Raw genomic sequence first — 18,826 nt, 5'->3', positions numbered from 1 at the left:
GTGGGTAACCTCAGGCTTGACTGAATAAGTTACCGCTTAGTAACGGCCCGCCCGAGGAGCCCGTCATGCAACTCGCCGCGATCATTGTGTCGCTGACCCTGACCGTGGTCGGCGTTGCTCTCTTCGCCCGAGCCATCGCCCAGATCTACCGGTTCGTGAAGATCGGCCAGCCCGTTCCCGCGGGCAGCCGCACCGACAACTGGAAGGCCCGCACGGTCACGCTGACCAGGGAATTCCTCGGCCACAGCCGGATGAACCGGTGGGGCATCGTCGGCTTCGCGCACTGGTTCGTGGCGATCGGCTTCCTGACGCTGCCGCCGACGCTGGCGCAGGCGTACGGCCAGCTCTTCCAGGCGGACTGGACGCTGCCGGTGATCGGCGGCTTCCTGCCGTTCGAGCTGTACATCGAGTTCATCGGCGTGATGACGATCCTGGGCATCCTCGCCCTGATCGTGATCCGCCTGCTGAGCCTGCCGTCCAGGGCCGGCCGCAAGTCGCGCTTCGCGGGCTCGAAGGCCTGGCAGGCGTACTTCGTCGAGTACGTCATCCTCACCATCGGCCTCGCCATCTACGTGCTGCGCGGCCTGGAAGGAGCCATCCACCACGTGGACTCCTACGAGGCCGCGTACTTCGCCTCGTACCCGCTGGTCCTGGCCTTCGACGGACTGTCGACGGACACCCTGCAGAACCTGCTCTACTTCACCGCCATGGTGAAGATCAGCGTCTCCCTGATCTGGATGATCACGGTCTCGCTCAACACCAACATGGGTGTCGCCTGGCACCGCTTCCTCGGCTTCCCGAACATCTGGTTCAAGCGGAACGCCACCGGCGAGACCGCCCTCGGCGCGCTCCAGCCGATGACCTCGGGCGGCAAGGAGATCGACTTCGAGGACCCGGGCGAGGACGACGTCTTCGGCGTCTCCCAGGTCGAGCAGTTCTCCTGGAAGGGCATCCTCGACTTCTCCACGTGCACCGAGTGCGGCCGCTGCCAGTCGCAGTGCCCCGCCTGGAACACCGGCAAGCCGCTCTCCCCCAAGCTCCTGATCATGTCGCTGCGCGACCACGCGCACGCCAAGGCCCCGTACCTGCTGGCCGGCGGCGGCAAGACCATGGAGGGCGAGGAGAAGGCCTCCGAGGAGCAGCTGAAGGACGTCCCGGCCGAGGCGATGGCGGAGGCCGAGCGCCCGCTGATCGGCACGGTCGAGGAGAACGGCGTCATCGACCCGGACGTGCTGTGGTCCTGCACCACCTGCGGTGCGTGCGTGGAGCAGTGCCCGGTCGACATCGAGCACATCGACCACATCGTCGACATGCGCCGCTACCAGGTGATGATCGAGTCCGCGTTCCCGTCCGAGGCGGGCACGATGCTCAAGAACCTGGAGAAGAAGGGCAACCCCTGGGGCCTGGCCAAGAAGCAGCGGGTCGAGTGGACCAAGGAGGTCGACTTCGAGGTCCCGATCGTCGGCAAGGACGTCGAGGACCTCACCGAGGTCGACTACCTGTACTGGGTCGGCTGCGCCGGCGCCCTGGAGGACCGGGCGAAGAAGACCACCAAGGCCTTCGCCGAGCTGCTGCACATGGCGGGCGTCAAGTTCGCGATCATGGGCGGCGAGGAGAAGTGCACGGGTGACTCCCCGCGCCGTCTGGGCAACGAGCCGCTGTTCCAGCAGCTCGGCCAGGAGAACGTCGCGATGCTGAACATGGCGTTCGGCGAGGACGACGAGGACCCGGAGACCAAGAAGCCGAAGTCGGCGAAGAAGATCGTCTCCACCTGCCCGCACTGCTTCAACACCATCGCCAACGAGTACCCGCAGCTCGGCGGCGAGTACGAGGTCATCCACCACACCCAGCTGCTCCAGCACCTCATCGACGAGGGCAAGCTGGTCCCGGTGACCCCGGTGGACGGCCTGATCACCTACCACGACCCCTGCTACCTGGGCCGGCACAACAAGGTCTACACGCCGCCGCGCGAGATCATGGACGCCGTCCCCGGCCTGCGCCAGCAGGAGATGCACCGCCACAAGGAGCGCGGCTTCTGCTGCGGCGCCGGCGGCGCGCGGATGTGGATGGAGGAGCGGATCGGCAAGCGCATCAACAACGAGCGCGTCGACGAGGCCCTGTCCCTGAACCCGGACATCGTCTCCACCGCCTGCCCGTTCTGCCTGGTCATGCTGACCGACTCGGTCAACGGCAAGAAGAACGACGGCCAGGCGAAGGAGTCGGTGCAGGTCGTGGACGTCGCCCAGCTGCTGCTGGAGTCGGTGAAGAAGCCGGTGACGGAGCTCGTGGCGGAGCCCGCCGAGTAGCCGTACGCGCCCGACGGCCGGAGGCCGGTCCCCTCGTGGAGGGGGCCGGCCTCCGGCTTTGTGCAGGTGCCTGCGGCGGGCACTCGCCGTCGACAATCGGACATCCGGCTGGTTCCCGCCCTGAGGACAACCCCACCGGGAACCCCTAGGGGATGTCACAGCTCAGCCGCAAAGGGGGGCACTTCGGGCCGCGTGTCCCCGACTCCCCACGGGACCAGGTACGTTCGATCACGTGGCTGGATTCAGGAACGGACGCGGCCGGGACAACAACCGAGGCCCGCAACAACCCCCGCGGCAACAGCCGTACGGTCAGCAGCACCCGCAGGCGCCGTACGGCGGTCAGCCGTACCCGCACGCGGCCCCACCGCCGCACCAGCAGGCGTGGCCGCAGCAGACCGGGGGGCAGGGCGAGCCGGAGTACTTCGACCCGCACGGCTACCCCGGACCGGGCGGCCACGGCGGCCACGGCGGCCACGGCGGCCACGGCGGCCAGGGATACGGCTACCCGCAGCAGCAGGGTCCGGGCCCGTCCTCGTACGCGAACGACCCGGGGCACACCCAGGCGTTCGCCATCGGCGAGGAGCCGTACGCCCGCGACCCGTACGGTCACGACCCGTACGGCCACGGTACGGCCTACCAGGCCGGCGGCCAGGCTGCCGTGCCCACGGGGCCCCGGCTGCCCTGGAAGGCGCTGCTCCGGGGCATCGTGGTCCAGCCGGGCCAGACCTTCCTGCAGATGCGGGACCACGCGGTCTGGGGTCCGGCGCTGATCGTCACCTTCCTCTACGGCCTGCTGGCGGTCTTCGGGCTGGACGAAGCCCGCGAGGACGCGCTCAACGCGACGCTCACCAACGCCGTCCCGATCGTCCTGTCGGCCGGCGTGGCCTTCGTCATCTGCGGCCTGATCCTGGGCGGCGTCACCCACACCCTGGCCCGGCAGCTGGGCGGCGACGGCGTCTGGCAGCCCACGGTGGGCCTGTCCATGCTGGTCATGTCGCTGACGGACGCCCCGCGCCTGCTCGTCGCCGTGTTCCTCAGCGGCGACAACACGGTGGTGCAGATCCTGGGCTGGGCGACCTGGGTGGCGGCCGGCTTCCTCTTCACCAGCCTGATCAGCAAGTCGCACGACCTGCCCTGGCCGAAGGCGCTGGGCGCGTCCGCGATCCAGCTGATCGCCCTGCTGTCGATCATCAAGCTGGGCACGCTGTAGCACGGTGGCGCCGTAGCGCTGTTGCGCCGTTGCGAGGCGACACGAGAAGAGGGCCCGTGCTCGGCACGGGCCCTCTTCTCGTCACATCCCCCTCGCGCCAGCGCGTTCAGGCGTCGAGGACCTGGCCCTCACGCTGAACGACGGGGCGCTCCGTGCTCCACGGGAATTCGATCCAGTCGTCGGTCTTCTTCCACACGTACTCGCACTTCACGAGCGAGTGCGACTTCTCGTAGATCACGGCCGACCGGACCTCCGCCACATGCCCCAGGCAGAAGTCGTGCACCAGCTTCAGCGTCTTGCCGGTGTCGGCGACGTCGTCGGCGATCAGCACCTTCTTCTCGGAGAAGTCGATCGCGTCCGGAACCGGCGCCAGCATGACCGGCATTTCCAGGGTGGTGCCCACTCCGGTGTAGAACTCCACGTTCACCAGGTGGATGTTCTTGCAGTCGAGCGCATAGGCGAGCCCGCCGGCGACGAAAACACCGCCGCGGGCGATGCTCAGGATGATGTCGGGCTCGTATCCGTCATCGGCGATGGTCTGCGCCAGCTCGCGCACGGCGCGCCCGAAGCCCTCGTAGTCGAGGTTCTCGCGTACCACGTCACTCATTCCGGTCGCCTACCTGCGTGCGGTGGAAGTTCTGGAAGGACCGCGAAGCGGTGGGGCCGCGCTGGCCCTGGTACCGGGATCCGTACCGCTCACTGCCGTACGGAAACTCGGCGGGCGAGCTGAGCCGGAACATGCACAGCTGCCCGATCTTCATCCCGGGCCACAGCTTGATCGGCAGCGTCGCGAGGTTCGACAGCTCCAGGGTCACGTGACCGGAGAACCCCGGGTCGATGAATCCGGCGGTCGAGTGGGTCACGAGCCCCAGGCGCCCGAGACTGGACTTCCCCTCCAGTCTGGAGGCAATGTCCTCGGGCAGCGAGATGACCTCGTACGTCGAGGCGAGGACGAACTCACCGGGGTGCAGGATGAACGCCTCGTCCCCTTCCGGCTCGACCATCCTGGTCAGATCGGGCTGCTCGATGGCGGGGTCGATATGGGCGTAGCGGTGATTCTCGAACACCCGGAAATACCGGTCGAGCCGCACGTCGATGCTGGAGGGCTGCACCATCGACTCGTCGAACGGGTCGATGCGCACCCGTCCGCTGTCGATCTCGGCCCGGATGTCCTTGTCTGAGAGAAGCACGTCCCGAGGATACGCAGAGCGCGCGGGCCGCCCCAATCGAGCACCCGCGCGTCCCGCTCCGTCGCTGCGGCTATCGCTTGATCGCCATCACGGGCACGGCGTGCCGCAGCCGCGCGCACCGCGGACACCGGATGAGCCGCCCGGGCCCGATCCGACCGGCACCGAGGTGCCGCATCGGAAACGAAGCGGTACTGAAAACGTGCCCTTCGGCACAGCGGACGACGGTGTGCTCCATCGAGTCCCTTTCCCCAACGAGCCGTACTGCGACGAATCGCCACATTAGGGGATGATCGGGACCCGCCCAAGCCGCCGCTCCGCCCACACGGTACGCCCCAACTCCCGTCCGCACACGCGCAACTGCGACGCACACACGACGACGGCCCCACGGCTCGTACACCGGGGGCCGATCATGGGGTACAGTGTGCAACGATGCGGAATCCAGACAACTGGACCGCCGCGCGGATGTAGTTTAATGGTAGAACATGAGCTTCCCAAGCTTATAGCGCGGGTTCGATTCCCGTCATCCGCTCCATGACAAAGCCCCAGGTCAGCGACCTGGGGCTTGTTCGTTGTCTAGACCTCCCGGGTCTCATGTGCATTCGCGTGCCACAACTGCCTTCACAGAGCTTCGGATTAGGCACCGGGTCGCCACTCGCGGACACTCCGCGCCGAGCCGTCCCGAATACCGAGACCGCCGGTCAGGGCTTGACGTGGTGGTTGAGCCGGAACAGGTCGTCCGGGTCCCAGTGCCGCTTCAGGGAGACCAGACGGTCGTAGTTCTGCCGGTAGTTGGCCCGTACGCGGGCCTGGTCGTCGGCGTCCATGAAGTTGACGTACGCGCCCCCGGCCGAGTGGGGGACGAGCGCGGCTTCGAAGGCGCGCGCCCAGCCGACCGCCGCCTCGCAGTCCTCACGTGTCGCCAGGGCCGGGCTGATCGCGGTCGCGAAGCCGGCATCGCGGTAGGCGAAGGCCGTCGCGTCGGCTGCGACCCGGTGCACAGCGCCGTCGATCGGGAAGACCACGGTCGCGCTCTGGATCGAAGGGGTCGTCTCGCCGTACTCGACGTACGCGTCGATCGCTCCGTCGGGAAGGTCACGGCTGAAGGTGCCTTTCCAGTAATGGAAGAGGCCCGCGGGCAGCAGCTCGTCGAACAGCGTGTTGATCACCGGGTACGGCATGCGCCCGACGTGCCTGCCGATGACCGGCCCGAGGGTGTCGAGGCGGGCACGGATCCGCTCGTCCTGGTCCTCGGGGCCGGTCCAGCAGACGATGACCCCGCACAGCGGCCGCCCGTGCCAGCGCTCGGGCAGGAAGGGCACGGGCGGGCCGAGCCCGACGACCAGCACCGCGCCGAACTCCTCGGGGGAGTCGGCGATCAGTTCGCGGTAGCGGCGCAGGACGTCCGGGTCGAGCGGATAGAAGGTCGGTCCGCCGAGGACGTCGGCGATCGGGTGAAGCCGGTACTCGAGGGACGCGAGGACACCGAAGTTGCCGCCGCCGCCGCGTACGGCCCACAGCAGGTCGGCGTCCTGCTCGGCCGAGCAGGACACGAGCGAGCCGTCGACCGTGATCACGTCGGCCGAGATGAGGTTGTCGCAGGCCAGGCCGCATCGGCGGGCCAGGTAGCCCAGACCGCCGCCCGTGGTCAGGCCGCCGATGCCGGTGGTGGAGACCATGCCGCCGGTGGTGGCCAGGCCGAACGCGTGGGTGGCGTGGTTGACGTCGGCCCAGGTGCAGCCACCCTCGGCGCGGGCGGTGCGGGTGCGGGGGTCGACGCGGATGCCGCGCATCCGGCCGAGGTCGAGGACGACTCCGCCGTCGCAGGTCCCGTAACCGGCAACGCTGTGGCTGCCGCCGCGGACGGCCAGGGACAGGCCCTCGTCACGCGCGAGGCCGACGGTGGCGATGATGTCGCCGACGTCGACGGCGCGGACGACCACGGCCGGGTACCGGTCGTGCATGGCGTTGTACACCGCGCGGGCGGCGTCGTAGCCCGGGTCGGAGGGGCGGACGATCTCGCCGTGGACGGCGGCACGCAGCCGCTCGGTCTGCCGGCCGTCCAGGGTGAAGGGTGTGGCCGTGGTCATGGCTTCCACCGCCTTTGAGTGCTGGTTCCCCCGAGTCCGTACGGGTCCGTTGTACGGCGCTGGCCTTCCTCAGCTCGTCGCCTGAATCAGCCATTGCGCGGTGTGGGCCGTTCTGCCCATGCCTCCGGACGCGTCCTATGCCAGCCCGTGCCGGTACGCGTACGCCGTGGCGGCCGTCCGCGACGAGACATCGAGCTTGGCGAAGATGTTGTTCAAGTGCCGGGCCACGGTGTGCTCGCTGATGAAGAGCTCGGCGGCGATCGCCCGGTTGGTACGGCCGACGGCCACCAGCCGCAGCACCTGGATCTCCCTCCCGGTGAGGGGGCCGGAGGCCCGGGCCGCGGGCGGCCGGACGTGGGCGGCCAGCAGCGCCGCGGCCCGGCGGGCATCCGGTACGGCGCCCAGCCGCTCGAAGACGGCCACCGCCGCCCGCAGCTCCAGCCGGGCACCTTCCGCGTCCCCGACCGCACGGTCCGTGGCGGCCAGGGTCATCCGTGTCTGCGCGGCCTCGTAGGGGATGCCCAGCTCCAGCCACAGCGCCAGCGCCCGGTGGAGCAGCGGCAGCGCGGCGGCCGGGTCGTGGCGGGCGTACGCGACGGCGCCCCGGGCGCCCGCCGCCGTCGCGTGCAGGACGGTGGCATCGGAGCCACAGCACCCCTGCCACGCCCGCGCCAGCTCCTCCAGGCCCGCCGCCGCGGCCTTGGCCTGGTCGATGTCCCCCAGCGCGAGGGCGACCTCGACCTGTGCGGCGAGCAGCCGACTCCGCTCCAGGAGCCCGGCTCCGGCTCCGGCCGGCTCCCCGCCGCCCCCTTCGGCTTCCGCCGCCAGGGCGCGCCGCAGGCCGGCCGCGCCGGCTTCGGCCTTGCCCTCCGCCAGGTGGAGCAGGGCCAGGCCCGGCTGCGGGTCACGGCCGAGGGCGTGGGCGCGGGCGTAGGAGGCACGGGCCGCCGCAAGTTCACCGCGCCGGCGTTGGATGCCGGCGGTCAGGTAGACCGCCTCCGCCGCGATCCGGGATTCGTACGGCAACAGCTCGGCGCAGGTCAGCACGGCCTCGTCGGCCGCGCGCCGCCAGTCCCCGGACAGTTCCGCGACCTCGACCCGGTGGACCCGGCACAGCCCCCGGTAGTTGTTCTCCTCCGGCATCGACGCGCACCAGGCCATGGCCGCGTCCGTCCACTCGCCCGCCCGGCGCAGGTCGGCGCACGCCATGCAGGCCTGCAGCCCGAGGCAGTACACCCACCCGGTGAAGAACGAGCCGAGCTCACCCGCCATCGCCGCGCACATGGCCTCGTCCAGCCGGGCGAGCCCGTCGGGGACGCGGCCTTCGGCCAGCAGTACGCCCGAGCGGGCCAGGGTGCTGAGCGCCAGCAGGTCGGCGCTGCCGCAGCGCCGGGCGATGGCGGCCATCCGGTCGGCGCAGGCCATGGCCTCGTCGAAGGCCCCGCGCGCCTGGGCCTCCTCGGCATCGGCCCAGGCCAGGTAGCAGTGCTCGACGCATTCCGGCTGTCCGTCCAGGTGCCGGCGGGCCCGGGCCAGCCATCCGGCGGCCGCGCCGGTCCGGCCGGCGAGCTGGTACTCGTAAGAGAGCATCCACGCACTGAATCCGGCCTCCCGGTCGGCGCCGGCGGCCGCGTACCCGGTGTACGCCCTGGTACGGGCGGCGACGGATTCCTCGACCCTGCTGGTCCACCACGCGGCGTCGGCGAGCACGGCGAAGTCGGCGGCGGTCAGGCCGTCCGGGAAGAGCGGGTGGAGGAGGGCGTATGCCTGAGCCCACGCCTCACCCTCGGCGGCGGCCCGGGCCTGGTGGATGGCCCGTTCAGCACCGGCGATCACACATCTCACGATACGCCGGCCACGGCAGCGGGGCTTTCAACAGCCTCCCCCGCCCCCGCGCGCTCAGGCCGGCCGGGGGACCGGGACGGACACCGTCGTCACCGGGAACGACACCAGCCAGGTCAGGGATGTCGCGTTCGTGCTCACCGTTCCGTAGGGACATGCCACAACGTGCCAGTAGGGGCGGTAAACAGCGGTCAACACGGGCTCCGAGAGCCAGCGAGAACAGGGCCACCAATGGACATTTCAGCAGGTCAGTCGCTATGCGCCTACCCAAGTGTCGGGTGATTCCCAAGCTTATAGCGCGGGTTCGATTCCCGTCATCCGCTCCATGACAAAGCCCCAGGTCAGCGACCTGGGGCTTCTGTGTTGTCTAGAGCCCGAAGGCCACCACCACTGGCGGCGGCCATGCTCCTCCGGGGGCACAGCAGCGATTCGTCACTGGGCTCGACGCCGCCGCCCGGGAGGACCCAGTACTCGGGGACGCCGGGCTTGGTCGGCGGATGACCAGCATCGTGTCGTCAGCGGTGACGAGGACGGCGCGGATTCGTTCGGGTCTGCCGCACGACGGGTGACGTCTGAACTGGCTTGCCCTGTGGGGCAGGTGGGAAGGATGTCGCTGCGCCCAAGCCTTATCCGGAGGAGTTCCGCCAGGACGTCGTGCGGGTCGCGCGGAACCGCGGCCCGGGTGTGACGGTCGAGCAGGTCGCCACCGACTTCGGGGTCCACCCGATGACGTTGTGGAAATGGATGCTCAAGCTCGCCAGACAGCCCTACTACCGCTGGCTCGACCAGCCGGTGGCCGACGCCGTCCTCGCTGAGGCGTATCGCGCGAACGCTCTGTTCGACGCCCACCGCGAGGACCCGGAGTTCGGCTACCGGTTCCCGGCCGACGAAGCACGCGATGCCGGGGCCCGGGTGGCGGACCGGGCCGCGTGGCGGATCTGCCGGGAGAACCGCTGGTGGAGCGTGTTCGGCAAGAAACGCGGCCGGGGTAAGAAGGCCGGCCCGCCGGTGCACGACGATCTCGTGAGCCGCAGCGTCACCGCGAGCGGCCCGAACCAGCTGTGGCTCACCGGCATCACCGAGCACGCCACCGGCGACGGCAAGCTGTACCTCTGCGCTGTCCACGGAGCTGCGCTCGGACCGTTGCGGTGGTGCGAGGGCAGCTCCGTCATGAATACCTGTGCTCGCGGCCTGAGGTTTTGACGACTATCGCAGAGAGGCTTTTTGCTGGCGACACCCGGGGAAAATATTCGACGCACAAATAATACGGGGACGTGCTACTGTCTGTCTCAGTTGCAGTTTTGGTACCCAAAGACTTCGAGCACTCCCGTCGGCCGCGTGCCGCACGGAGGTGCTCTGTATTTTCCGGTCATTTTCCGGGCAGGGCATCATCGCGGCGACACGGCGTCCGTACGGTACGGATGCCGGTGTACTGCCCCAAGGAGATACGACATGGCTACTGGCACCGTGAAGTGGTTCAACGCAGAAAAGGGTTTCGGCTTCATCGAGCAGGACGGTGGCGGCGCTGACGTGTTCGCCCACTTCTCGAACATCGCCGCCTCTGGCTTCCGCGAGCTGCAGGAGGGCCAGAAGGTCACCTTCGACATCGCGCAGGGCCAGAAGGGCCCGACGGCCGAGAACATCGTCACCGTCTGACGCTGACGCGCATCTTGCAGCTGGGGCCCGCATCCCTCGGGGTGCGGGCCCCAGCTGCATTCATTTCCGCAGTGATTTCCCCTGCGGGAACACCGCCTCAAGGTACGCCACCCCCTCTTCGGATCCGTACCCCTTGACGCCTCGGATTCGCTTTCACGCGCATCCCTTTTCCGCCTGCGTCTCCACAAATTTACCGTGAGCCACGTTCGCCGTAGCTTCTCGAATTCAATTCGGCCCGTACCCGCGATTCCGCATACTGCTCTCGTGCTGCGGAACTCCTCGATACGTGCCGTATCAAGGAAGGTTCTTTATGAACCGCACACGTACGAACAGCCGCTCCTCCCACGCCCGCCGCAGCAGCCCTCCCGCCTTCGGCGCCCCCTCCGGTTCGACCCGCGGCGGTCGCTTCGGTGGGTCGTCCGCCCCGAGCCGTTCGGGTGCTCCCCGCCCCTCGGGAGGTCAGGGCCGACGGCCCGCCCCGGTGCAGGGCGAGTTCGCCCTGCCGAAGACGATCACTCCGCCGCTGCCCGCCGTCGAGGCGTTCGCCGATCTCGACATGCCGAGGCCCCTGCTGGCCGCGCTCACCGCGCAGGGCGTGTCCGTACCGTTCCCCATCCAGGGGGCGACACTGCCCAACTCCCTGGCCGGCCGTGACGTCCTCGGCCGCGGCCGGACCGGCTCCGGAAAGACCCTCGCTTTCGGCCTGGCACTGCTTGCCCGCACCTCCGGACAGTTCGCCGAGCCCCGACAGCCGCTGGCCCTGGTCCTGGTCCCGACGCGGGAGCTCGCCCAGCAGGTCACGGATGCCCTCACCCCGTACGCCCGCGCCGTGAAGCTGCGCCTGGCCACCGTCGTCGGGGGCATGCCGATCAGCAGGCAGGCGAAGGCGCTGCGGAACGGCGTCGAGGTCGTCGTGGCCACCCCGGGGCGCCTCAAGGACCTCATCGAGCGCGGCGACTGCCAGCTGAACCAGGTCGGGATCACCGTCCTGGACGAGGCCGACCAGATGGCCGACATGGGCTTCATGCCGCAGGTCACCGCGCTGCTCAACCAGGTCAGGCCCGAGGGCCAGCGGATGCTGTTCTCCGCGACCCTGGACCGCAACGTCGACCTCCTGGTCCGCCGCTACCTCACCGACCCCGTCGTCCACTCCGTGGACCCCTCCCGGGGCGCGGTCACGACGATGGAGCACCACGTCCTGCACGTACACGACACCGACAAGCAGCGACTGACCACGGAGATCGCGGCGCGCGACGGCCGGGTGATCATGTTCCTGGACACCAAGCACGCCGTGGACCGCCTCACCGCGGACCTCCTCGGCAGCGGCGTGCGGGCCGCCGCCCTGCACGGCGGGAAGACGCAGCCGCAGCGCGCCCGCACCCTGGACTGGTTCAAGACCGGGCACGTCACCGTGCTGGTCGCCACGAACGTCGCGGCCCGCGGCATCCACGTCGACAACCTCGACCTCGTCGTCAACGTGGATCCGCCGACCGACCACAAGGACTATCTCCACCGCGGCGGCCGCACCGCCCGGGCCGGCGAGTCCGGCAGCGTCGTCACCCTCGTCACACCCCAGCAGCGCCGTGGCACGAACCGTCTCATGCAGGACGCAGGCATCGTCCCCAAGACCAGCCGGGTCCGCTCGGGTGAGGCGGAGCTGACCCGGATCACCGGTGCCCAAGCCCCCTCCGGCATCCCGGTCACCCTCACGGCACCGGCGCCCGAGCGCCCCAAGCGCAGCACGTCCTCCTCCCGCGGCCGCCGCGGCCCCGCCCCGGCCGCCCGGCGCGCCGGCGCCCGTCGGCCCGCCTTCGCCGCGGCGGCGGCCTGAGAACCACGTGATCCGGAGATTCGCCCATCTGTGCAGGAGGCAAATTGTGACGCTGGTCCGGATGCAGTCCGACTCGACGAGCACCAGTACGGGACCCCAGACGGTCAACGACGTCATGGAGGTGGCCGGACCACAGGTCTGCGATGACATGACGGTGGAAGTCGCCCTGGCCGTGATGGCCAGTGCGCGCACCGACCATCTCCTCGTCTGCGACGAGCACGGCCTGTGCACCGGGCTGGTCACCCGGGCCCAGCTCATCTCTGTCCGCGACAGCGCCGCCTACAGCGACCAGATCCGGCTGCGTGCTGTCCCTGGGGACCGCGGGTTCTTCACCTCGCCCCTGACCACGACGGACGAAGCCGAACGCGCGATGCGCCACCGCCGGCTCGACGTGCTGCCCGTCATCGACGAACAAGGCAGCGCGCTGGGCGTCCTCGCCCTGGCGCGCTGAACCGCCTCACCACCGCAGAACCCGCCCTCCCTCTTCCTGTGAGGCATCATGCGCTGTGTCATCGCCCGCTTCCCCTTCGACCTCACCAAGAGCGGCGTCCTGCAGTCCATGCGGGGTGTCAAGCCCGAGCCGGCCGTCGGCGAGATCGTGATCATCGGCCGCCGCACGTACCCCGCCAAGCAGGTCGGCCAGGTCATCACCGGCCAGGACCGCCGTGACTTCAGCGCCGGTGAAGTCCTCCGCGCCATGGCCAAGCTCGGCTTCAGCTGCCGCACCCTCCCCCTGAACACCGGGCCCGCCCGCGGCCTCGGCCCCCTCCGGCATGCTTCCGCGGTGCTCGGCTCCCCGGCCGTCTGACCGGGAATCGGCAGGCGCCGGTACCGGCGTGACGAGGGAGGGGCCCGACCGGCGCGTATGCCGGTCGGGCCCCTCCCTCGTTGCATGGGGTTTCAGGAACGGTCCCGGGTCGGGTGGCGAGCTCTCCTGCCGGGTGGAGCGGGGGCACGGTGCGGACCGTCCCCGGCATCACCGTTCGGCATCGATTACCTCGTCGCGAGACGCACAAAAATCTACATCGGCCGGAGTAGACATTAGACGGTGGTCTCGTTATGGTTTCTCACGTAGCCGAGAAGGACAGCAGGGCCTGGCAGAGACGAACTGCCGGCAAGCAGTGCAGTTGGTTGCAGTTCGAAGGACGGTGCGGCGGTGGAGTTTCGAAGCCAGGGTTGTTGCAGGACGGCGACGGGACTGGCGGCCGGACCGGGCGGCCCGCAGTGATCAGGGGACGCCACACCGGAATCGCGGTCATGGCAGATGCGGTACCGGTAAGTGCAGTGCGCGGTACACCGCAGTGAAGTCATCGAGCAGTGCCCCTGGTGAAGGCGTCGGCTGCGGACGCGCGCACCGGGAAGTTCGGCAGTGAGCAGTACCCCGAAGTAGGTAGTTGATCACCGAGGGAAGAACGGAGGAACGGAGCACCATCAGGATCGCCTGGACGGAAGTCTCAGGTCCGGGTACCGCAGGACATCGATAGTGGGGTGGTCTCCGGTCAAGCAACCGCGATCCCCGCACACCCGGCAGCAAGCAGGCCGGGTACGCGGACACAGAAGGCCGACGTGTTATCAGGGTCGGCACGTGGTGTAGAAGTTCCTTCGGGGCCCTGGTGCCGTACGGCACCAGGGCCCCTCCGCGTGTTCCAGAGAGAGGTGCAGATGACAGCAGACGACTCCTACGGCCGTCTCGACGACGACGACTACCCCGCCTACACGATGGGCCGGGCCGCCGAGATGCTCGGGACCACCCCCGCCTTCCTGCGAGCCCTGGGCGAACACCGTCTGATCACCCCGCTGCGTTCCGAGGGCGGCCATCGCCGCTACTCCCGCTACCAGCTGCGCATCGCCGCACGAGCCCGTGAAATGGTCGACCAGGGCACCCCCATCGAAGCCGCCTGCCGCATCATCGTCCTCGAAGACCAGCTCGAGGAAGCCCAGCGCATCCACGCCGAGTACCGCCGCGCCGCCGAAACGCCCCGCCCGCCGACCGTGGCCTGAGGCGGTTCCGACCGCCGCCGGCATCGACCGGCGGTTGCGACTCGAGGTCATGGCAGAGGGTCGACCCACCTGCTCCGGGTGTTGCCCGGGCTTACGGCGAGGGTTCGATCCCCGACGTCCGTTCTACAGCGAAGCCCCAGGTCAGCAGCCTGGGGCTGTTGTCTGAACGAAACCTTCCAGCTGCTGCGCCGCGGACGTGAACGGCGCAGTGAAGATATGGGGGCGCATACTGGCAGCAATGACAAAGCCCAGTGCACCGAAGCGCTATTTGCCCACCAGCCCCTTCAAGGCCCCGGTCACGCTGCCTCCCAAGCAGTTCGCCGTCGGCGACCAGGTCACACACGACGTGCACGGCCTCGGCCGGGTCACCGGAATCGAGGACGGGATAGCGGTGATCGTGGATTTCGGCTCGACACAGCAACGGATCCTGAGCCCGTACGCCAAGATGAGCAAGCTGTAGGACCACCGCACCCGGTCACGGCACACCGGATCCGTTCACGGACCGCCGGGAAGAGGACCCCTCTCATCGACTTGACCGCCTGGAAGGGCTGGGTGGTCGGATACGGGGATGCTGCGGCGGCGCAGGGTAATACCTCTCCCGGAGCGGAGAAAGGCGAGGCGGCCCCAGGTCAGAGACCTGGGCCTTCGTCGTCGTCCCGGGTGCTGCCGACCAACGGGAGCGCGGGGTGGGGGAGTTCGGCGAGGAGGATCTCGGCGGCCTGGGTGACGTTGTCGGCGTGGACGGCGCGGGCCATGGCCGCGCGGGCGGCCTCGGGTGTCGTTGCCGGCGGGACCACCATGAGGGAGAAGTGGTCGTTGTCGCCTCGGGTGATCAGAACGGTGTCGTCGCCGACGGGGAAGGAGTCGAGGTGCACGACCCGGTCGTCGACGACCAGGCGGGTCGGGATGCCGTTCCAGCCGGAGGCGTCCAGGCCGACCCGGGTGATGGGCCCGAGGTGCTTGGACAGGGCCGTGATCAGGGGCGGGATCTCCCGCTCGACGTCACGCGAGCGGGGCCACCAGGCGCCGTCGAGGAGGCTCTGCCGGGACCCCGTCGTCTCCAGTCGGAGCAGCGCGGTGCCCGGTCCGACGGCTTGGTGGACCTTGTCCGGCAGGAGGCCCGGGGGCGTGGGGACCTGGTGGGGGGAAATGCCTGCGTCGGTCATGGTCGGTCCGCCCGTCCACGGGTGGTGCCGCTGCCGCCCGGACCGGTGCCGCGGCGGACGCCGGGCCGGCGGGCGGGGCGACGGCCCCGTTCCTTCACCGTACTCCGGGAGGACCCGCGGACGTGCCGCTTTCGCCGGGAAACAGATCGGTGCCGGGCTTCGGACGTACCGTGGACGTACGGAGAGCTGACCAGTCCGGCCTCCGACAGGTAAGGACGGTGGCGCCTTGGACCGCAACGAGCCGGGGGCGGAAGCCCTGCCGCCGCCGGGATACGCCGAGGTCCGCATCGTCGCGGCCACCCCGGACGCCGCCCGGAGGGTGGCCGATGTCCTCCGTCGCTGCTTCGCCGGTGGCGAGCAGCGCAGCTATCCCGCCCCGGGCGGGGGTACCCGCCTCCACCTCACCCTCGACACCGCCCACCCGGCCGGGCCGGCACGGTCCTGGCTGGCCACCAGCAGGCCACCGAGCGGCACCGGGCCCCACTCCCAGGAACCCTGACCAGCGGCGGAGCCTACGGTGCGCGGCGCCGCGCCCAGGCGTGCCACAACGTGCCGGTAGGAGGGGTGAACACCGGTCAAGACCGGCTCGGAGAAGGCACCCCAGAAGCCCCCTGCCGACACACGTTTACGCAGGTCAGAGGCCATCGGCCCAGGTGCCGGGTGATTCCCAAGCTTATAGCGCGGGTTCGATTCCCGTCATCCGCTCCACGACAAAGCCCCAGGTCAGCGACCTGGGGCTTTGCTTTCGGCTATTCCGGCCGCGGTCGGTGTCGTGCGGGGTCTCAGTCCTGATCTTCACTGTCGGGGTGTTCCTGTTCCGTGGTGGTGGTGGTGGTCGTGGTCGGGTGCTGCCGTGGGCGGGGCGCGGGTGCGGGTGTGCCCCGCCGGAGGCCGCCGCGGCCGGGTCCCAGGCTGAGCAGGGCGCGGCCGGCGTGCTCGGGGTCGGCGAGGGGTCTGAGGGCGAGGCGGATCAGGGCGAGCGGGTTGTCGTCGCCGGCGATGCGGTTGGCGCTGAGCTCGCCGCAGGAGGCGCACTGGTGGATGATCATCCACTCGCCGTCGGTGCGGACGGACAAGCCCAGTGCCTCCATCCGGCCGCGGCAGTCCGCGTCGTGGTCGCCGGGGATCTTCCGGTCGACGTGCAGGCTGGCCCGGCAGTTGGGGCAGTGGTTGCGGTGCGCGGTGCCGGGCGCGTCCAGGGACACGTCGAGCCGGCAGGAGGTGCAGCGGAAGTCGTTCGCCCGGTGTCCGTCCCGGGTGTGCAGGACGTCCCTGTGCCGCTGTGGACGGCGCCGTCGCCCGCGACCGCTGCGGTTGTTGCGTGACATGGCGGCGCTCCTTCCCTGTCGGGCGGTCAGAGGTTTCCGAACGCTTCGAGAGGGAAGGGCGGTTGGGCCAGTGGGCGGACCGCCATGCGCATCAGGATGAGCTGGTTGTCATCGGCGCGGACCGGGTTCGAGGTGAGCTCGTCGCAGCGCACGCAGCGGTGGATCACCATCCAGTCACCGGTGCGGAGCACGGCGATGGCGATCGGGGACATCCGGCCCTCACAGTCGCTCCGACCGCCCTGGACGTGGTCGAGGACGTGCCGGGAGTGCAGGCAGGAACGGGAGTGCAGGCAGGAAGGGCAGTGGTCGCGCGGGAACGACCCCGGCAGGCTAACAGGACGCCTTCCGGGGGCGTCAACGCATTATTCGACGCACCCGGACGTGGTCGGCACGTCATCCGGACCGGTTCCGAGTCGGAGTTCGCGCCGCAGGTCGCGTCAGAAGCGGAACACTCCGAGGTCCCGCACCGTGTCGGCCAGAGCGCGGATGAGGTCGTTCTCGGCTTCGGTCCGCCAGACCAGGGCGAAGGTCATGGTCGTCAGGTCGGGGATGGGGAGCCATCGGATGTGCGACATGCCCCAGTACCTCGTGACATGGCCCGGGAAGGTGTGGATGATCTCGCCCATGCCGACCATGCCGATCAGCTCATCGGCGTTGTCCGCGGCCGCGATGCGCTCGATCGGCCGCCCCCGTGGGGTGTGGAAGGGCAGGTAGCTGTCCTCCCAGTAGTCCGGCAGTCCGAGAGCAGTGGCGTGCGGGAACTCGGCGAGCAATTCCACCGGCACGGAGTCCAGTCCCGCGAGCCCGTGGTCGGCGGCCACGGCGAGGATCCGGGAGTCGGTGCACAGGCTCGGGCCGACCGTGAAGTCCGGCTCCTCCACGGGCAGCCAGGCGACCACGACGTCCATGGCACCGCTGCGGAGCTGACCGAACACGTCGGTGAAGGTCGCCTGGCGGATCTGGAGTCCCCACTGCGGGTGGCGCGCGCGGAACGCCTTCCAGTAGGGGTGCAGATCGGCCATGTTGAAGGGCATCAGGCTGACGCGGAGCTGGGCCGTGATGCCGCGGGCCGCCAGCCGGGCGCGTTCCAGGGACTCGTGGAGGCCCACGTACACCGGCTGCAGGTCGTCACGGAATTGCCGGCCGACCTCCGTCAGGCACACCGAACGGCTGGTACGGGTGAAGAGCTCGGCACCGATGCGCCGCTCCTGCTTCTTGATGGCCTGGCTGACGCGCGCCTGGGAGACGTTCAGCCGCTGTGCCGTCCGGCCGAAATGCAGTTCCTCCGCCAGCACCAGGAATATCTCTATGTCCCGCAGCTCCACAGGCTCCCCAGCCCCCATCGATAACCCTGCGGTTATCGAACCGCGCGGAAGTTTACATTGATCATGATTGCGATCCGCACGAAGGTTGAGGGCATGCAATCAGGCGTGAAGGACCCGGCGCTCGTACTTCCGGACGAGCTCTGGACATGTTCGACTGCCGCCCCACTGCGGCCCGTGAACCGGCCGGAACGTCCTGGAGCCGACGCCGACCATGAGCGATGACATCGACCTGACCGCCCTGTACGCGATGCACGACGCCCTGCGCCGGGAGCTGGCCCATCTGGACCGGATGACCACCGGCGCGGACCGAGACCCCCGGCAGTTACCGGCCACGGCCGGATGGACCCTTTTCAAGAAGGCTCTGCGCGCCCACCACACTGCCGAGGACGACGCGCTGTGGCCGGCGCTGCGCCTACGTCTGGCCGGCCGGCCGAAGGACCTGGCACTTCTGGCGGCGATGGAGGCCGAACACGCCGCCATCCACCCGCTGATCGAGGCCATCGACGCGGCGCTCGCCGACCCCGAGGTCGACCGGCTGCGGTTGGGCGTGCTGACCGACGCGCTGGTCACCGGTCTGGCCGGGCACCTCAAGCACGAGGAGGACGCTGCCCTGCCGCTGATCCGGCGGGCGTTGACGGCCGCGCAGTGGGGCCACTTCGGCCGGCTCCACGCCCAGCTGATCGGCCCGGACGCACCACTGCTGCTGCCGTGGCTGCTGGACGGCGCCGACGAGCCGACGGTGGAGAAGCTGCTCGCTCCCCTGCCCGCGTCCGTTCGCGCCGCCTACGCCGCCGAGTGGGCCCCGGCCTACACCGCTCTGGACCGCTGGAGTCCCGGCGCTGTTCCGACGCTCTGACACCGGCAGGCGTACGCGACGTCCGGAG

18 protein-coding genes, 1 tRNA gene and 1 pseudogene are annotated in these 18,826 nt (G+C 69.6%); 12 read left to right on the top strand and 8 right to left on the bottom strand.

Features of this window, described 5'->3' with window-relative positions; translation table 11 throughout:
- Positions 1-65 precede the first annotated feature (65 nt).
- On the top strand, positions 66-2,306 hold the full coding sequence (locus AC067U_RS10980) for a (Fe-S)-binding protein (RefSeq protein WP_478829327.1): 2,241 nt from the start codon (positions 66-68) through the stop codon (positions 2,304-2,306).
- Positions 2,307-2,538: 232 nt separating this feature from the next.
- The gene (locus AC067U_RS10975; protein ID WP_478829326.1) at positions 2,539-3,516 is read left to right on the top strand and encodes a Yip1 family protein; all 978 of its coding nucleotides are present in this window, start codon (positions 2,539-2,541) and stop codon (positions 3,514-3,516) included.
- Between the two features lie 106 nt (positions 3,517-3,622).
- Here the strand turns inward: AC067U_RS10975 and AC067U_RS10970 are convergent, their stop codons facing one another.
- On the bottom strand, positions 3,623-4,123 hold the full coding sequence (locus tag AC067U_RS10970) for a phosphoribosyltransferase (RefSeq protein WP_478829325.1): 501 nt from the start codon (positions 4,121-4,123) through the stop codon (positions 3,623-3,625).
- On the bottom strand, positions 4,116-4,706 hold the full coding sequence (gene dcd / locus AC067U_RS10965; RefSeq protein ID WP_478829324.1) for a dCTP deaminase: 591 nt from the start codon (positions 4,704-4,706) through the stop codon (positions 4,116-4,118). The genes AC067U_RS10970 and dcd overlap by 8 nt, the downstream gene beginning before the upstream one ends.
- 458 nt (positions 4,707-5,164) lie before the next feature.
- On the opposite strand from dcd, the gene AC067U_RS10960 reads away from it, so the two are divergent.
- Positions 5,165-5,238, top strand: a tRNA-Gly gene (locus AC067U_RS10960).
- A gap of 166 nt (positions 5,239-5,404) precedes the next feature.
- Here the strand turns inward: AC067U_RS10960 and AC067U_RS10955 are convergent.
- Both AC067U_RS10955 and AC067U_RS10950 read right to left on the bottom strand, forming a co-directional pair.
- Positions 5,405-6,793, bottom strand: coding sequence for an FAD-binding oxidoreductase (locus tag AC067U_RS10955; RefSeq protein ID WP_478829323.1), 1,389 nt, complete (start codon positions 6,791-6,793; stop codon positions 5,405-5,407).
- Positions 6,794-6,928: 135 nt separating this feature from the next.
- The gene (locus AC067U_RS10950) at positions 6,929-8,629 is read right to left on the bottom strand and encodes a LuxR C-terminal-related transcriptional regulator (RefSeq protein WP_478829322.1); all 1,701 of its coding nucleotides are present in this window, start codon (positions 8,627-8,629) and stop codon (positions 6,929-6,931) included.
- Positions 8,630-9,319: 690 nt separating this feature from the next.
- On the opposite strand from AC067U_RS10950, the gene AC067U_RS10945 reads away from it, so the two are divergent.
- From AC067U_RS10945 to AC067U_RS10915, 7 genes are all read left to right on the top strand, one after another.
- Positions 9,320-9,838 (top strand): hypothetical protein, encoded by a 519-nt coding sequence (locus tag AC067U_RS10945; RefSeq protein WP_478829321.1) that lies wholly within the window; start codon positions 9,320-9,322, stop codon positions 9,836-9,838.
- 249 nt (positions 9,839-10,087) lie between these two features.
- The gene (locus AC067U_RS10940) at positions 10,088-10,291 is read left to right on the top strand and encodes a cold-shock protein (protein ID WP_150208878.1); all 204 of its coding nucleotides are present in this window, start codon (positions 10,088-10,090) and stop codon (positions 10,289-10,291) included.
- 310 nt (positions 10,292-10,601) lie between these two features.
- A complete protein-coding gene (locus tag AC067U_RS10935) occupies positions 10,602-12,122 on the top strand; it encodes a DEAD/DEAH box helicase (protein WP_478829320.1) in 1,521 nt (506 codons plus the stop codon).
- Positions 12,123-12,168: 46 nt separating this feature from the next.
- Positions 12,169-12,573 carry a CBS domain-containing protein gene (locus AC067U_RS10930; RefSeq protein WP_478829319.1) on the top strand — a complete coding sequence of 135 codons (405 nt, stop codon included), beginning with the start codon at positions 12,169-12,171 and terminating at the stop codon, positions 12,571-12,573.
- 48 nt (positions 12,574-12,621) lie between these two features.
- Positions 12,622-12,930, top strand: coding sequence for an SCO5918 family protein (locus AC067U_RS10925; RefSeq protein WP_478829318.1), 309 nt, complete (start codon positions 12,622-12,624; stop codon positions 12,928-12,930).
- 854 nt (positions 12,931-13,784) lie between these two features.
- Positions 13,785-14,123: a helix-turn-helix domain-containing protein gene (locus AC067U_RS10920; RefSeq protein ID WP_478829317.1), complete on the top strand. Its 339-nt coding sequence runs from the start codon at positions 13,785-13,787 to the stop codon at positions 14,121-14,123.
- A gap of 238 nt (positions 14,124-14,361) precedes the next feature.
- Positions 14,362-14,583 carry a hypothetical protein gene (locus AC067U_RS10915; protein ID WP_478829316.1) on the top strand — a complete coding sequence of 74 codons (222 nt, stop codon included), beginning with the start codon at positions 14,362-14,364 and terminating at the stop codon, positions 14,581-14,583.
- Positions 14,584-14,752: 169 nt separating this feature from the next.
- On the opposite strand, the gene AC067U_RS10910 is transcribed toward AC067U_RS10915, so the two are convergent.
- Entirely contained in the window at positions 14,753-15,289 is a 537-nt protein-coding gene (locus AC067U_RS10910) for a DUF5994 family protein (protein WP_478829315.1), read from the bottom strand.
- A 226-nt stretch (positions 15,290-15,515) separates the two neighbouring features.
- Here AC067U_RS10910 and AC067U_RS10905 point away from each other — a divergent pair, with 226 nt between their 5' ends.
- Complete coding sequence (locus AC067U_RS10905) at positions 15,516-15,788, top strand: hypothetical protein (RefSeq protein ID WP_478829314.1); 273 nt, start codon at positions 15,516-15,518, stop codon at positions 15,786-15,788.
- A gap of 409 nt (positions 15,789-16,197) precedes the next feature.
- Here AC067U_RS10905 and AC067U_RS10900 read toward each other — a convergent pair.
- The 3 genes and pseudogenes from AC067U_RS10900 to AC067U_RS10890 all read right to left on the bottom strand — a co-directional run.
- Positions 16,198-16,617: pseudogene (locus AC067U_RS10900) on the bottom strand (RNHCP domain-containing protein); the annotation flags it as partial.
- A gap of 26 nt (positions 16,618-16,643) precedes the next feature.
- A complete protein-coding gene (locus AC067U_RS10895) occupies positions 16,644-16,946 on the bottom strand; it encodes an RNHCP domain-containing protein (RefSeq protein ID WP_478829582.1) in 303 nt (100 codons plus the stop codon).
- 108 nt (positions 16,947-17,054) lie between these two features.
- Positions 17,055-17,960: a LysR family transcriptional regulator gene (locus AC067U_RS10890; RefSeq protein WP_478829313.1), complete on the bottom strand. Its 906-nt coding sequence runs from the start codon at positions 17,958-17,960 to the stop codon at positions 17,055-17,057.
- Positions 17,961-18,153: 193 nt separating this feature from the next.
- Here AC067U_RS10890 and AC067U_RS10885 point away from each other — a divergent pair, with 193 nt between their 5' ends.
- Positions 18,154-18,798, top strand: a complete 645-nt coding sequence (locus AC067U_RS10885) for a hemerythrin domain-containing protein (RefSeq protein ID WP_478829312.1) — start codon at positions 18,154-18,156, stop codon at positions 18,796-18,798.
- Positions 18,799-18,826: the final 28 nt, after the last annotated feature.

This window comes from Streptomyces sp. NPDC043853, from assembly GCF_056436025.1.
This window is presented reverse-complemented; position numbering and strand designations above follow the sequence as displayed.